The organism is Mycobacteroides franklinii (genome assembly GCF_002013895.1).
GTDB lineage: Bacteria > Actinomycetota > Actinomycetes > Mycobacteriales > Mycobacteriaceae > Mycobacterium > Mycobacterium franklinii.
Genome location: NZ_MAFQ01000013.1, coordinates 108,795 through 124,172 on the forward strand (window position 1 = coordinate 108,795; position 15,378 = coordinate 124,172).

Sequence of the window (15,378 nt, forward strand, 5' to 3'; positions counted from 1 at the left end):
GATAGGCCTCGAAAATGACTGATACGCAACAGGATTCGACACAAGAGACCAAGGCTCCGGAGGTGGCGGTGCCGGCGAGCGGTGCCCAGCTGACCGTTGCCGAGATGCGTGAATGGCTGCGCAACTGGATCGCCGCGGCCACCGGGGTAAGCCCCGATCGCATCGACGATTCGGCGCCGATGGTCGAGATGGGTCTGTCCTCGCGTGACGCGGTGGCGATGGCGGCCGATATCGAGGACCTCACCGGGGTCACATTGACGGCCACCGTGGCCTTCCAGCACCCCACCATCGAGTCGCTGGCCACCCGCATCATCGAGGGTGAGCCGGAGTTGCCGGATGCCGGCGACGAGGACTGGTCACGCGATCCCAAAGCTGCCACAGGCGAATTCGATATCGCGGTGATCGGTCTTGCCACCCGTCTGCCCGGTGATGTCAATACCCCGGCGCAGCTGTGGGAGGCGCTGTTGGAGGGCCGCGACGCGATCACCGACCTGCCCGAGGGGCGCTGGGAAGAGTTCACCAGTGAACCGCGAATCGCCGAGCGGGTGGCGCAAGCCGCCACCCGTGGCGGATACCTCAAGGACATCAAGGGATTCGACGCCGAGTTCTTCACGCTCTCCAAGATGGAGGCCGACAATATCGATCCGCAGCAGCGGATGGCTCTTGAACTCACCTGGGAGGCGCTGGAGAACGCGCGCATCCCGGCGTCGAGCCTCAAGGGAGACAGCGTCGGTGTCTACATCGGTAGCTCCAACAACGACTACGGTTACCTGTCGGTGGCCGACCCCACCGTCATGCACCCGTACGCCATCACCGGCAACGCGAGTTCGATTATCGCCAACCGGGTTTCGTACTTCTTCGACTTCCGTGGCCCCAGTGTCGCCGTCGACACCGCATGTTCGTCCTCGCTGGTCGCGGTGCACCAGGGCGTGAAGGCACTGCGTTCCGGTGAGGCCGATGTCGTGTTGGCCGGTGGCGTCAATGCGCTCATCACACCACTCGTGACGGTCGGTTTCGACGAGGTCGGCGGCGTGCTGGCCCCGGACGGCCGCATCAAGTCCTTCTCGCAGGATGCCAACGGCTACAGCCGTTCCGAGGGCGGCGGCATGCTGGTGCTCAAGCGCCTCTCCGATGCGCGCCGCGATGGTGACCCGATCATGGCGATCATCGCCGGGTCCGCGGTCAATCACGATGGCCGGTCCAATGGTCTGCTCGCGCCAAACCCCGATGCCCAGGCCGAGGTGCTGCGCAAGGCCTACAAGGACGCCGGTATCGATCCCCGCACCGTCGACGTCATCGAGGCGCACGGCACCGGCACCATCCTCGGTGATCCGATCGAGGCCGACGGCCTGGGCCGGGTGGTGGGCCGTGGTCGCGACGCCGATAAGCCGGCACTGCTGGGCTCGGCCAAGTCGAACTTCGGGCACCTGGAGTCCGCGGCCGGCGCTGCGAGCCTGTCGAAGATCGTGCTGGCCCTGCAGAACAACAAGGTTCCGCCGTCGATCAACTACACCGGCCCCAACCCGTACATCGACTTCGATGCGATTCACCTGAAGGTCGTCGACCAGGTCTCCGACTGGCCGCGCTACAGCGGGCACGCCATCGCCGGTGTCTCCGGTTTCGGTTTCGGCGGCGCCAACGCCCACATCGTGGTGCGTGAGGTGCTGCCGATCGACCTGGTGGAACCCAGTGAGCCGTCCGAAGCCGATGTGGACGAAGATTCCGATGTCAACGGCAAACACGCTGGGGCAGAGGCAGATACCGAAGAAGGAAATGTCGAATTCGTTGAGTCTCGGTTTGACGAGTACGGCGAGTTCATGGGCGGTTACTCCGATGGGCCGCGGGAGCTGCCCGGACTGACCGACGAGGCCAAGCGTCTCAAAGAGGAGGCGCTGGCCGCGCTTTCTGCCGAAGAGCCGGTGACTCCCGTTGTCCCACTCTTTATCTCGGGCTTCCTATCCTCTCGCAAGAAGGCCGCCGCGGCCGCGCTGGCGGACTGGATGGAATCCGAAGAGGGCCAGTCCTACTCGCTGGAATCCATCGGACGATCGCTGTCCCGGCGCAACCATGGGCGCTCGCGCGCCGTGGTGCTCGCCCATGATTTCGACCAGGCCATCACGGGTCTGCGCGCTGTCGCCGAAGGCAAGCAGAAGCCGTACGTCTACTCCGTGGATGGTCCCGTGACCAGCGGCGCGGTGTGGGTGATGGCCGGTTTCGGTGCGCAGCACCGCAAGATGGGCAAGAGCCTGTACCTGCGCGATCCGATTTTCGCGGAGTGGATCGACAAGGTCGACGCGTACGTGCAGGACGAGCGGGGTTACTCCGTTGTCGAGCTGATCCTGGATGACTCGCACGAGTACGGCATCGAAACCAGCAACATCGCCATCTTCGCGATCCAAATCGGGTTGGGTGAGGTACTCAAGGCGCATGGCGCCAAACCCACCGCGGTGATCGGGCAATCGCTGGGAGAGCCCGCGTCGGCCTACTTTGCAGGTGGGCTGTCGCTGGCCGACGCCACCCGCGTCATCTGCTCGCGCGCACACCTGATGGGTGAGGGCGAGGCGATGCTGTTCGGCGACTACATCCGGCTGATGGCGCTGGTCGAGTACTCGGCCGACGAGCTCAAGACGGTGTTCGCCGACTTCCCGGACCTCGAGGTATGCGTGTACGCCGCGCCGTCGCAGACCGTCATCGGTGGTCCGCCGGCGCAGGTCGACGCGATCGTGGCCCGTTGCGAGGCCGAGGGCAAGTTCGCGCGCAAGCTGCAGACCAAGGGTGCCGGTCATACCTCGCAGATGGACCCGCTGCTCGGTGAGTTCGCCGCGGAACTGCAGGGGATCGAGCCGATGACTCCGAACATCGGGATCTTCTCGACGGTGCACGAGGGCACGTTCATCCGCCCAGGCGGTGACCCGGTGCACGACGTCGACTACTGGAAGAAGGGGATGCGGCATTCGGTGTACTTCACCCATGGCACCCGTAATGCCGTGGATGCCGGATACACCACCTTCCTGGAACTGGCACCGAATCCGGTGGCGCTCATGCAGGTTGGGCTCACCACCATGTCATCGGGACTGCCCGACGCGCAGCTGATCGCGACTCTCGCCCGTAAGGAGGACGAGGTCGAGTCCATGGTCAAGACCATGGCGCAGCTCTATGTGTACGGCCACAGCCTGGACCCGCGGACGCTGTTCACCGCGGCAACCAGGTCGGCGGATTACGCGCCGATTCCTCCGACCGAGTTCAAGCGCAAGGAGCATTGGCTCCCCGCGCATTTCAGCGTTGATGGCGCAACCCGGATCCCCGGTACGCACGTGTCGCTGCCCGACGGCAAGCATGTGTGGGAATGGAGTCCGGGAGCCGCAACGCCGGCGACATCCGACGCGAGCGGTGTTTCGGCTCTTCTCCCCGAACTGGTGAAAGCCGCTGCGGTAACGGTACTTCCGGATGCCCAGCTCACCGCATTCGAGCAGCGGGCGATCCCGGGCGAGGGTTCCACACTGGTGACCACGCTGTCGCGGCACCCGGGCGGGGCCACCGTGCAGGTGCACGCCCGCATCGGTGAGTCGTTCACCCTCGTCTACGACGCGGTGGTATCCCGGGCCGGTCAGGGTGGCGCACTGCCGTTCGCGACCGCTGCGGGTGTCGCCACCAACGGTTCGGCGACGGCGCCGTCGCAGGCGGTCGCGGTCGTGGCCGACGAGGTGCCCGAAGAGATTCAGGACAACCTGCTCTCCGGTGCGGGTGCGGGTGCCGACTTCAAGAAATGGAGCAAGGAGTCCGGCGAGCCGGTCATCGAGCGTCTGGCCGCGATCGTGTCGTTGGCCATGGGTTACGAGCCCGAAGACGTGCCGCGCGAGGTGCCGCTCATCGAGCTGGGGCTGGATTCGTTGATGGCGGTGCGCATCAAGAACCGTGTCGAGTTCGACTTCGACTTGCCGCCCATTCAGCTGCAGGCCGTGCGCGATGCCAACCTGCTCGATGTCGAGCGGCTGGTCATCTACGCGTTGGAGAACCCCGACGCCGTGCACGAGCTGCACGACTACCAGCAGACCGACGAGTTCAAGGAGGCCGCGCCGACAGGTGGTGTCCTGTCGAAGGCCGATCTCGAGAAGGCGCTGGCGGTGGGTGCGGCGGAGACGTCCGTGCCGGACGAGGAGCCTGCCCTTGCCGAGAGCGCTCCCGCTGCGGAGCCGGCAATTTCGGCGGAGACCTCCGAGCTGGCTAAGGCCGCCGCCGCGATGAACCAGGAAGCCATCGCCGAGGCACTGAATGCCGATGTGCCACCGCGTGATGCGGCCGAACGTGTCGCCTTCGCGACATGGGCCATCGTCACCGGTGAATCGCCCGGCAGCATCTTCAACGCGCTGCCGAAGATCGACGATGAGACGGCGGTCAAGCTCGCGGAGCGTCTTTCGCAGCGGGCCGACGGTGAGATCGGCGCCGACGAGGTCAAGCTCGCGCCGACCATCGAGGCGCTGGGTGAGGTGGTCCGCAGCCGGCTGGAGGCGGGCAAGATCGACGGCTTCGTGCGAATCCTGGCCCCCAGGCCGGAGGGTTCGACGGCGGTCCCTGTCTTCGTGTTCCACCCGGCGGGTGGATCGACGGTGGTCTACGAGCCCCTGCTGAAGCGGCTCCCCGAGGGCACACCGATGTTCGGCTTGGAGCGGGTCGAGGGCACCATCGAGGAGCGGGCCGCCCAGTACGTGCCCAAGCTGTTGGAACTGAACGGCGCTGCACCCTTTGTTTTGGCCGGATGGTCACTCGGTGCGGTGCTGGCGTATGCCTGCGCGGTCGGTCTCAAGGAGGCCGGCGCCGAGGTCGCGTGGGTCGGCAATATCGATGGGGTGCGCCCCGGGACGCCGATCCTGACGACCACGGAGGAGACCCGCAAGCGTTGGGATCGCTACGCGAAATTCGCGGAGAAGACCTTCAACGTGCAGATCCCGGAGATCCCCTACGAGCAGCTCGAGGAGCTCGACGACGAGGGTCAGGTCAGGTTTGTGCTGGAGGCCGTCAAGGCGGCCGGTGTGGAGATCCCCGGCGGCATCATCGAGCACCAGCGCACGTCCTACCTGGACCAGCGGGCCATCGACACGTCGACGCCGGTGCCCTTCGACGGGCATATGACGCTGTACATGGCCGATCGTTACCACGATGACGCGATCACCTTCGAGCCCGCGTACGCGACCCGCCAGCCCGATGGCGGCTGGGGCGAGTTCGTATCCGATCTCGAGGTCGTTCCGGTCGGTGGTGAGCACATCCAGATCATCGACGAACCGATCATCGCTAAGGTCGGTGCACATATGAGTCAGGCGCTGCGTTCGATCAACGCCAAGAATCAGGAAGGCCAGGGATAGTGCCACCACACACAACCGCCGAGAAGCTTGCCGACCTGCGTGAGCGGATGGCCCTGACCAAGGAGCCGGGCGATCCGAAGGCCATCGCCAGGCGCGACAAGAAGAACATCCCGAGCGCGCGGGCCCGTATCGACTCACTGCTCGACAAGGGCAGCTTCATGGAGCTCGATGGGTTCGCCCGCACGCCCGGCGATCCCAACGCGCCGTACACCGACGGTGTGGTGACCGGCTTGGGTCGCATCGACGGACGTCCGGTCGCGGTCTTCTCGCACGACCAGACCGTGTACCAGGGCAGCGTCGGCGAGATGTTCGGCCGCAAGGTCGCCAAGCTCATGGAATGGGCGGCCACCAACGGCTGCCCGGTGATCGGCATCAACGACTCGGCAGGCGCCCGCATCCAGGACACCGCCACCTCGTTGGCCTGGTACGCCGAGTTGGGCCGTCGCCATGAATTCCTGCGGGGCTACGTCCCGGAGATCTCGATCATTCTCGGCAAGTGCGCCGGTGGTGCGGTGTATTCGCCGATTCAGACCGATCTCCTGGTCGCAGTACGCGACCAGGGCTACATGTTCATCACCGGGCCCGACGTCATCAAGGACGTCACCGGCGAGGATGTGAGCTTCGATGAGCTCGGCGGCGCCGACGTGCAGGCACAGCGTGGCAACATCCACAAGGTCGTCGAGGACGAAGCGGCCGCGTTCCAGTATGTGCGCGACTACCTGAGCTTCCTGCCGTCCAACACCTTTGATTACCCGCCGATCGTGAACCCCGGCCTGGAACCGGAGATCACCGAGGACGACCTGTTCCTCGACACGTTCATCCCTGATAGCGACAACCAGGGCTACGACATGATGGAGATCCTGCTGCGGATCTTCGACGATGGCGATGTCTTCGAGATCTCCGATCAGCGCGGCCCGGCCATGATCACCGCGTTCGCGCGCGTCGACGGGCACCCGGTGGGCGTGGTCGCAAACCAGCCGATGCAGTTGGCGGGAGCTGTCGATACCGACGCCTCCGACAAGGCGGCTAGCTTCATCCGGTTCTGCGACTCGTACAACCTGCCGTTGGTCTTCGTCGTCGACACCCCCGGCGCCCTGCCCGGTGTGGCGGAGGAGAAGAACGGCATCATCAAGAAGGGTGGCCGCTTCTTCAACGCCGTGGTGGAAGCCGACGTGCCGAAGGTGACCATCATTACCCGCAAGGCCTACGGCGGCGGATACGCGGTGATGGGTTCCAAACAGCTCTCGGCCGACCTGAACTACGTCTGGCCGACTGCGCGTATCGCCGTGATCGGTGCCGAGGGCGCCGCGCAGCTGCTGGTGAAGCGCTTCCCGGATCCGACGGCGCCCGAGGTGCAGAAGATCCGGGCCGACTTCATCGAGGGTTACAACAAGAATTTGGCGACGCCGTGGATCGCCGCAGAGCGTGGCTACATCGACGGTGTCATCGAGCCGCATCAGACCCGTTTGCTGATTCGCAAGTCGCTGAAGTTGTTGCGGGACAAGCAGAATTTCGGCAAGATGCAGCGCAAGCACGGTCTGACGCCGATCTAATCAATCTGCCGAACAGACGTAAAAGCCCCCGACACGCCGAGTGCTCGGGGGCTTTTACGTCTGTTCGCGTCTTGGGGCGGTCGGTCAGTCGCGCAGCACGAGGGCGCGGCTGCCCGCGTGGGCCCACACCATGGCGGCACCGATCGAGATGACCACCGTCACCCAGGAGAACCAGGTGACGTCGACGCGCGGCCCGGAGACGAAGCTGTCCTGTACCGCCGGCCAGTAGGTCGGCATGAGGTGTACGTAGCCCAATCCGAGAACGCTGGCGCTGCCGACGATCACGGTGGCCTCCGGGGCGTGCTTGCGGTGGCGCAGGATCATCGTGACAGCCACCGCGATGAGAACCGCGTGGGTGGCGGCGAGATACGTGAGACTGGGCGGTGCCGCTGTGAAACCGCGCCGTAGGTGGTCGATGGCGTCGAGGCCCCAACCAATCACGAACGCGATGGTGGCCGTCCGCAGAAACGCGTCGGCTCGAGTCGCTAACTCTGCCATCGTGACCTCCGCTGGTCTACTACAACCGATAGTAGATACCTACCCCTTGCCCGGCAAGGAGTTGTCCTCTGCCCGGTATGGCTCTCCATGAGGGTCGAGGCAATGCGTAGAGGCCTCTGCGCCTTCGTGGTCGACCTGCAACGTGGTGTGGTCGATGTCGTACCGCGTATGGAGTAACTCCTCGATCTCACGCCGTATTCCGTGGCAGTCCGAATTGGGGACCACCAAGATGTGCGCGGACAGCGCGGGCTGTCCGGAGGTGATCTGCCAGATGTGTAGGTCGTGCACCTCGGTCACGGATTCCACGGACGCGAGCTGAGCTCCGATGGTGTCGGGGTCAAGACCAACGGGAGCGGCCTCCAGGAAGATCCGTCCCGATTCGCGGACCAGACCCCAGCCCGCCTTGAGCATCAGCGCGGCGACGACGAGAGCGGCGATGGCATCAGCGCGGGTGAAGCCGGTCAGCCACACCACGGCGCCGGCGATGGCGGTGGCGATGAAGGCGTACAGATCGTTGAGGATGTGCTGGAAGGCGCCCTCGACATTCAGGCTGGAACGGTTGGCCTTGCTGATGCACCAGGTCGCCGCGACATTGACGACGATTCCCGCGAGCGCGGTGACGAACACCAGCAGACCCGAGACCTCGGGGGGAGTGATCAGTCGGCGGATGCCCTCATAGATGAAGAACGCGGCGAGGAGGAACAGGGTCACGCCGTTGGCCTGTGCCGACAGGATCTCTGCCCGCTTGAGCCCGTAGGTGTAGCTGCCGCGGGCAGGGCGCGAGGCGAGCCGAATGGCGATGAGTGCCAACACGATCGATGCCGCATCGGTGAGCATGTGTCCGGCATCGGAGATCAGCGCCAGTGATTGGGCGATGACGCCGATGACCACCTCGACCGCCATGAAGCCACCGATCAGGATCAAGGCGATGGTCAGCCATTTCCGATCGGCGTTGGCGCTCACTCCGTGCCCGTGTGAGTGTCCGGAACCGTGCTCGTGGGTGTCCGCAGCCATGTCCGCTCCTTCTGAATCATTCATGCAAACATATGCATGCTAGCATTTGTTATGACAAACGTTCAGCCCCTGGCGTGTCCCCAGTGTGAGTCGCAGATGCTCTCGACGAAATGGTTTGGCGTACGCACATTCCAATGCACAGGATGCGCCGCTGTACTGCTGGAGCAGGAGAGTCTGCAGCAGTTCGTGGACGGCGCCGCGCGCTTCGGGCCGTCGGCGCATATCGACCAGCCGCCGGCGCAGCCGTATCCGCCTGCGCCGCCCCAGGATTACCGCGGCGTCATGGGCGGACTGTTCGGTGGTGGTGGTCACGGATATCGCCGCCGCGGCCACCACTGATTTCGCTAGGCGTTCTCGAGTGTGCGAATCGTGTCGACATAGCGCCGGAAATCGACACAATCCGCACACTCGACGCCTATGGCTTGATCCGGATCTGGTTCGGCTTCCACAGTCCGCTATGCACTTGTGAGCCGTACTCGATCTGTGCGGGTTGGGCATCGACGATGGTGTCGAGCTTGCGTAGCGAGCCCCAGTCCCTGCCCCAGTCCTTGGACAGATAAGTGGGCATCACGTGTGCCCGCAGCAGCAGGTCGGTGATGCCGAGTAGGCCGCCGTTCTCGCCGTCCTGCCAGGTGTCGGTGTCCTTGCGCTTCTGGTCGTAGTCCGGCGTGATCCGGAACTCGGGGACCTCGGTGATCCCGTACTGATGCAGCATCGGGTGCTGGCAGGGGAAGACCAGGCCTACGGTCCAGTCCAGGAGCACCGGCCTGGTGCTGCCCACATACTCCTGCAACGACTTCAGCTCGGGCACTCGGGGCGGCGCGAAGGCCAGCCAGTCGCCGGGGGTCAGCGATCCGTCGATGGCCACGATGCGTACTGCGGTCGCGGTGTCGGGGATATCCGATCGGGCGAAGCGTAGGTTGCGCCACGACGGTGCGGGCCCCAGGTCATAGGGCGTCAGGCGCCCGCCCGGTGTGAACGCACCGTCCGGCCCGGCCGTGCCGTACTCCAGTTGCAGTGTCTGTCCCGACAATTCACCCTTGACGTTCTTGGCGGCGATGGTTCCGGCAGCCGTCACCACGATCAGTGGATGTGCCGCGTCAGGCGCGGGCAGCCGATACCAGTCGGAGGTCACCTTGGCCTGCTGTTGCGGGCCCACGCGGTAGGAGCCCACGATCGGCACCCGCGCGGGATCGAGCCCGTAGGGCAGGCGCACCGTAGAACCGTTGATGCCCGCGGTGGTGCTGCGGTCCTTGGAATCCCAGTCATAGTCGGTTCCGGGTCGCGAGTCGTTCATCCGGATGGATTCGGCCACGATCTTGTCCGGTACCCCATCGGCGGTGAAGCCGGAGGGATCGGTGCCGCCCAGCGGCCCCAGCGGGCCGGTGGGCCCCCCGACGGCAGGCAACAAACCGGCATTGGCGTCGGGCTCGACGAGAACATCGTCGGCCAGTCCGCATCCGCCGGCGAGCTCCCGGATGTTGGCCCAGCCGTTGGAATACGACGGGTATTGGCGAACCACACCGATCGCCAGCTGGCAGATGGAGGTGAGCACCATGAACCCGGCGGCCCAGGCCACCGGCGCGGAGGTGATGGACCTCGTGATGCGATTGTCCTCGTGCCGTGGGGAGAAATGCAGCCATGCGGCATAGCCGACGGCGAGCGCGAACAGTGCGAAAAATATTGTGCTGACGCTGATTCCGGCGACCTTGGGCATGCTGCTGTTGAACGGAATGCCGAAACTGGAGACGTACCACCATCCGGCGGCACTGGCCCAGCTCAGGGCCAAGACAAAGAGCACCGTCGCCACTACCGCCATCCGGTTACGGCTCCACCGCAACACCGGAGGTGACACCAGCACCGTGGCCAGCGCGGCCACGGCGGCGCCCAGGGCGGCGAACAGTCCGAAGTGGTGCACCCACTTTGTCGGCGCGAACATCAAAAAGAAGATGGTGCCGAAGACCACGCCCAACACGCGCCAGGCCGGCCCGCGGGCCACGCCGGGAACACGCTTGCGGCGCAGCAGGATAAACATCGAGATGAACAGGCACGCCGCGATCAGCAGGAAGCCGAAGCGCCGTGATACCGAACCGTCGACCGTCGGCAGGAACATGTAGTAGTACCGCAGGTTGTCGGTGTACCACGCCTGTGATGGTCCGATGGCGGTGCGAATTCTGGTGGCCTCGAACACTGTTGCCAGGGTCTGATCGGAGAACACCACGGGCAGGATCACGGTTCCGGCGGCGAGCATGGGCGCGACCAGCGGCCAGGTACCTACCTGGCGATGCTTCGTGACGATGATGCGCAGAATGGGCCGCCCACCGGCGAGCAGTGCGGCGACGGCGATCAGGCCCGTTGGCTGGATCCCGAGGGTAAAGGCCGCGGTGATGGTCGCCAGCGCCGCGGGGGTCAGTCGGCGCGAGGTGATGGCGCGCTCGATGAGCACCCAGGTGATCAGCGATCCGACGGCGATCTGCCCCTCAGGGCGCAGGCCGTTGTTGAACGGGAACCAGGACGCCAGCAATACGAAGCCGGCGGCCCAGGCCGCGGGCTTGCTGCGCGCCACGGCAGGGCCCAAGCGGGGCAGCACCTCCCGGCTGATCAGCAGCCAGCAGACCAGTGAGGCGATCAGGTCGGGCAGCCGGATCCACAGGCTGATATCGCTGACCTTGGTCATGATGGCCAGCAGGTTGTAGTACCAGCCGAACGGATCTTCTGGGCTACCGAACCAGCGGAAGTAGTTGGCCATGTACCCGGCGTGCTCGGCGGTGCGCGCCATGCCCATTTGGTAGCCGTCGTCGGACGATCCGGCACCGATCACGTACCAGAGCACCAGGGCACTCATGATGACGGTGTCCGTCAGATCGAAACGGCGCCAACGGGTCGGAATGACTCGCCGCATGCGGTGACCGTCGGTCTGGTCGATCCGCCACAGCGCGATCAGCGCGATGATGGTGGAGATGATTGCGCCAACCATCGCGGCGAGCTTGAGAAGCGTTGGGCTGGAAGAGAATCGGGTGTCGACATGGGCGGTGAGGCTCAGTCCGGTGGGGGCGGGGCCGCTGAGCTGGGTGAAGATCCCGACAATCTGCGGGCGCAGGTTGGGGTCGGGGAACCCGCTCGTGAGTTCCTTGCCTGTCTTGTCGTCCTTCAGACCCTCGAACGTCGCGAAGGTGCCCTTGTCCGACGACGTGATGACGATCTGCCGACAGTCAGGCGAGACCACCTTGGCGCGCGGAACACTGGCGATGACCACATTGCGGTCGGTGATGTCGAGGCGTTCCTTGGAGACCCGAACAAAAAGACTTTGTAGCGCAGCCTCTTTACCCTCGGGAGGCGCGGTACCCAGGATGACTGTTGCCTCGGCCGGGGCGGCGTTGACCACGGCGCAGGGCACGGTCACCGTCATGTCCATGGGTGTCTGGGAAATCAGCGGCGCGGTGACATTGGTGAGCTGTCCCTGCTGTGGCCAGTCGAGGGTCGCGGTGGACACCTTGACCGGCAGCAGCGGGATGGAGACGCTCAGCACAAATCCGAGCAGACCGAAAACGGTCGCCGTCCACCGCGCGATATTCAGCTTGCGGGCCTCAGGGGAGGTGTCTGTCACGGAATTCTCTGTCATGGCAGGGCTCGAATCGGTCCTTTACGGGTCCAGCCGTTCACGACGACGGTGCCCTCGGTGAGTTGTGCGGTGGGTGCCAGATTCGGAGCCACGATGGGCTCGTACTTCTCGATCGAGCCCCAGTCGCGGTACCAGTCGTTGCGCAGATAGGTGGGAACCGAGGAGGTTCGCAGCAGCGCGGTGGTGAACATGAACGGTCCACCGTCCTCTGCCGACATCCACATGTTCGACGACGTCGCTACCTGCTTGTGCTCGGGCATCACCCGGAACTTGGGCAGCTCGGCCACCCCGAGACGCTCGCTGAACGGCCGCTGGCAGGGGAAGTTCTGTGCCACGGCCATATCCAGCAGCACCGGCGTATCGGAGCCCAACAGATCCTGCGCGGTCTTCAGGGCAGGCACCCGCGGCGGTGTGAACGCCAGCCACTGGTCGCTGGACAGGTTCGGATCGTCGGCGATGATCCGAACCACGTTGGCCCCGGGTGGTGCAGTCTTCATGGGGAATCGCAGGTTGCGCCAGACCGTTTGCGGGCCAATATCAATGGGGTAGTCCTGGCGAAGTGCCTTGAACCCACCGGGGCTCTGCGGATCGCGCACACCCCACTCCAGCTTGAGCTGCTGGCCGTAGTTGATCTCGGGACTGAAGGTGCCATCCTGTTGGTACGACCAGATCGCACCTGCAGCCGACATCACCACCAGAGGGCGGTCCGGGCTTGGGGGCGGGAGCTCGTACCAGGACGACTTGAGGTGCGCGGCAATCGTATTCTCGCCGTAACTGCCCATGACCGGGGTGCGGGCCGGGTCCAGTCCGAACGGCAGCAGCGCACTGGAGCCGTTGATTCCGGTGGGGCCGGCACCGCCGGTGGTCCCGGCCGCGTCGCTCACCTCCATGATGGGCGCGTTGGGTGAGGCATCGGAGTTCACCAGACCCGGCTTGCCGATGACGGGTAGCGACGTCATGCCACTGCGCACCCCGTCGGGGGTGAAGGCGACGGGATCTACGCCCCCGAGGGGGCCGTACTTACCTGCCTGTTGTCCCGGAACCGGTTGCAGCAGACCTTCATTGGCGTCCGGTTCGACCAACACGTCGCGTGCCATGGCGCAGGGATCGCTGCCGGTCAGCGCCAACAGGTTGGCCTTTCCGGTGGTGTAGGTGTCGCTGCGTGCGTAGACGGCCTTGGCCATCGAGGTGACTTCGAGAATCACCATGATGGCGGCGACCACCATCAGCGGGGTGGACGCGAGCAGGCGGTTGCGTCGAGTGTTCTCGACCTCGGTGTGCCCGGCGTAGTCCAGACGGAAGTGCAGCCAGCCGGCGATCAGTGCCGTGATGATGGACAGGGCCAGGAACATGGTGGTGACGGGGTGGCTGGCGATGACCGGCTGCTTGTCGAACCACGGCACGCCGTAGTTGCCGACGTAGAACCAGCCGTTGATGCCCGAGGTTGCCCACGCGAGGATGAACAGTAGCGCCGTGACATACAGCGCCAGGTTGCGTCGCGAGTGCAGGCCCACCCGGGCGAAGGTGAACGCCGCGACCGCCCCGAGGGCACCGGACAGCCCGGCGAAGATGCCGAATTGAATGGCCCACTTGGTGGGGGTGAAGGTGAGTAGCAGCAGCCCGATCGCGGTGCTGCCGAGAAGCCGCCATACCGGCCCGCTGGCCAGGCCCGGCAGCACCCCGCGGCGCAGCAGCACCGCGAGCGTTCCGAAGAGGCAGAGCAGCAGGATGAATACCGCGATGCGACGCGTCAGTGAGCCGTCGACATTGGATTCCACGGTCAGGAAGTAGTAGCGCAGAAATTCCTGGTACCAGGCGATTGTCGGGCCGACCACGTATTTGATGCGCGCGGATTCGGCGACGGTGGCCAAGGTCTGGTCGCGGAAGGTGAAGGCGAACACCCCCGCGACCGAGGCCGCCAAGACCGCGATCGGGGCGAATCGTCCGTACCGCAGGCGCCGCATGGCGACGATGCGGGCGATGGCGCGTCCGCCGGCCAGCAGCGGTCCCAGCGCGATAAGTCCCTGAGGAGCGACTGTCGCGGAAAGGAGGGCCACGATGATCGCCAGTGCGGCGGGGGACAGGCGGCGGGTCGCGATGGAGCGCTCCACCAGAGTCCAGGTGAGTACGGTGCCGAACACGATGATGGGTTCGGGCCGCAGTCCGTTGTTGAACGGGAGCCAGGCGGTGAGGAAGACCAGTGCCGCGGTCCAGACGGCAGTGCGGCTCGCGGCGAGCTGCTCGCCCAGCCGGGGCAGCATCTTCTTGCGCAGGATGTACCAGGTGCCGATACCCGCCAGGGTGGCCGGTAACCGCATCCACACACCGACGGTGCTCACCTGCGTGAGCCAGCTCAAAAGAGTTGCGTACCAATCGAATGGGGAGGCGGTGGCGCCGAAGTAGCGGTAGTACTCGGTGACGTAGCCGGCCTGATGGGCGACGCGGGCCTCAACCAGGATATTGCCGTCATCGGAGGTGATGGCGCCGATGACATGCCAAAGCAGAAGTGTGCCAACCACTCCGATGTCGGCGATGCCGTTGGTGAGTAGGGTCGCGCGGTCCCGAGGACGGAGAACGTTACTGAAGGTTCTCAGTGGGTGCGTGCGGCCGCCGCGTTCCAGCACGGCCAGCGCCGCGATGGCGATCGCCACTGCGGCAATACCGAGCACCATAGCCACCAGCTTCAAAGCGGTTGGGCTGCTGATGAACCGGGTGTCGACGACCACGTGGGCGGTCGGCCGGGATTGGATGTCGCCGGCCGCGGGCACCTTGAGATCGGTGAACAGGCCGGTGATCAGGGGCTTGTTCTCGATGGCCAGAGTTCCGTGGGCGTTGGGCAGTCCGGCGAAGTTGGCGCCCACGCCGCCGGCGTTGGCCCAGATGTCCAATGAGGTACAGCCGCCGGATTCGACCGCCTTGCGCGGTGCGACGGTCGCGACGTTATCGCGGAAGGCGACAACTACCAGATCCGAGGTCGCGCGGACGAACAAGGCGTGCCGGCTTGCCTCGAAACCGCCGTCGGGGCTGGTGGACAGCACCACTCCGCCGCTCGCGGGCAGGGTCGCGATGGCGGTGCACGGAATGTGTGCCTCGAAAGACAGCGGTGCGCCCGATACCAACGGTGCCGTGATGCTGGCGATGTTCCCGTCGGCAGTGGCCCCCTGGGGCCAGTTGATGTCGACGGTGGACTGACGGACCGGCAGCAGGGGGACGAGCACGCACAACAGCACACCGACGGTGGCCGCAGCCAAAGAAATCAGACGTGCCCGCTGGGCTGTACCTGCTGTCGCGGACTTTGAAAGCGGCGAAGGCACGAGGGCGATGGTATGTG

The 15,378-nt window shown here is 65.2% G+C and carries 7 protein-coding genes; 3 read left to right on the plus strand and 4 right to left on the minus strand.

The window, feature by feature from the left end; all coding sequences use genetic code 11:
- Positions 1-14 precede the first annotated feature (14 nt).
- Both pks13 and B4393_RS21375 read left to right on the plus strand, forming a co-directional pair.
- Positions 15-5,360 (plus strand): polyketide synthase Pks13, encoded by a 5,346-nt coding sequence (pks13, locus tag B4393_RS21370; RefSeq protein WP_078335785.1) that lies wholly within the window; start codon positions 15-17, stop codon positions 5,358-5,360.
- Positions 5,360-6,913, plus strand: coding sequence for an acyl-CoA carboxylase subunit beta (locus B4393_RS21375; RefSeq protein WP_070937527.1), 1,554 nt, complete (start codon positions 5,360-5,362; stop codon positions 6,911-6,913). Before pks13 ends, B4393_RS21375 begins: the two co-directional genes overlap by 1 nt.
- An 84-nt stretch (positions 6,914-6,997) precedes the next feature.
- Here B4393_RS21375 and B4393_RS21380 read toward each other — a convergent pair whose 3' ends face one another.
- Both B4393_RS21380 and B4393_RS21385 read right to left on the minus strand, forming a co-directional pair.
- Complete coding sequence (locus tag B4393_RS21380) at positions 6,998-7,411, minus strand: hypothetical protein (protein ID WP_070937526.1); 414 nt, start codon at positions 7,409-7,411, stop codon at positions 6,998-7,000.
- A gap of 39 nt (positions 7,412-7,450) precedes the next feature.
- Positions 7,451-8,425, minus strand: a complete 975-nt coding sequence (locus B4393_RS21385; RefSeq protein ID WP_078282056.1) for a cation diffusion facilitator family transporter — start codon at positions 8,423-8,425, stop codon at positions 7,451-7,453.
- A 96-nt stretch (positions 8,426-8,521) separates the two neighbouring features.
- Between B4393_RS21385 and B4393_RS21390 the strand changes: the two genes are divergently transcribed.
- Entirely contained in the window at positions 8,522-8,764 is a 243-nt protein-coding gene (locus B4393_RS21390; protein WP_078335786.1) for a hypothetical protein, read from the plus strand.
- Positions 8,765-8,840: 76 nt separating this feature from the next.
- Here B4393_RS21390 and B4393_RS21395 read toward each other — a convergent pair whose 3' ends face one another.
- Both B4393_RS21395 and B4393_RS21400 read right to left on the minus strand, forming a co-directional pair.
- On the minus strand, positions 8,841-12,047 hold the full coding sequence (locus B4393_RS21395; RefSeq protein ID WP_078335787.1) for an arabinosyltransferase domain-containing protein: 3,207 nt from the start codon (positions 12,045-12,047) through the stop codon (positions 8,841-8,843).
- Positions 12,044-15,361: an arabinosyltransferase domain-containing protein gene (locus B4393_RS21400; protein ID WP_078335788.1), complete on the minus strand. Its 3,318-nt coding sequence runs from the start codon at positions 15,359-15,361 to the stop codon at positions 12,044-12,046. The genes B4393_RS21395 and B4393_RS21400 overlap by 4 nt, the downstream gene beginning before the upstream one ends.
- Between the last annotated feature and the right edge of the window lie 17 nt (positions 15,362-15,378).

Bases quoted from the DNA above. Each gene is read 5' to 3' on its own strand.
- B4393_RS21380 (WP_070937526.1), bottom strand. From the start codon at position 7,411: ATGGCAGAGTTAGCGACTCGAGCCGACGCGTTTCTGCGGACGGCCACC.
- B4393_RS21390 (WP_078335786.1), top strand. From the start codon at position 8,522: ATGCTCTCGACGAAATGGTTTGGCGTACGCACATTCCAATGCACAGGA.
- B4393_RS21385 (WP_078282056.1), bottom strand. From the start codon at position 8,425: ATGGCTGCGGACACCCACGAGCACGGTTCCGGACACTCACACGGGCAC.
- B4393_RS21395 (WP_078335787.1), bottom strand. From the start codon at position 12,047: ATGACAGAGAATTCCGTGACAGACACCTCCCCTGAGGCCCGCAAGCTG.
- pks13 (WP_078335785.1), top strand. From the start codon at position 15: ATGACTGATACGCAACAGGATTCGACACAAGAGACCAAGGCTCCGGAG.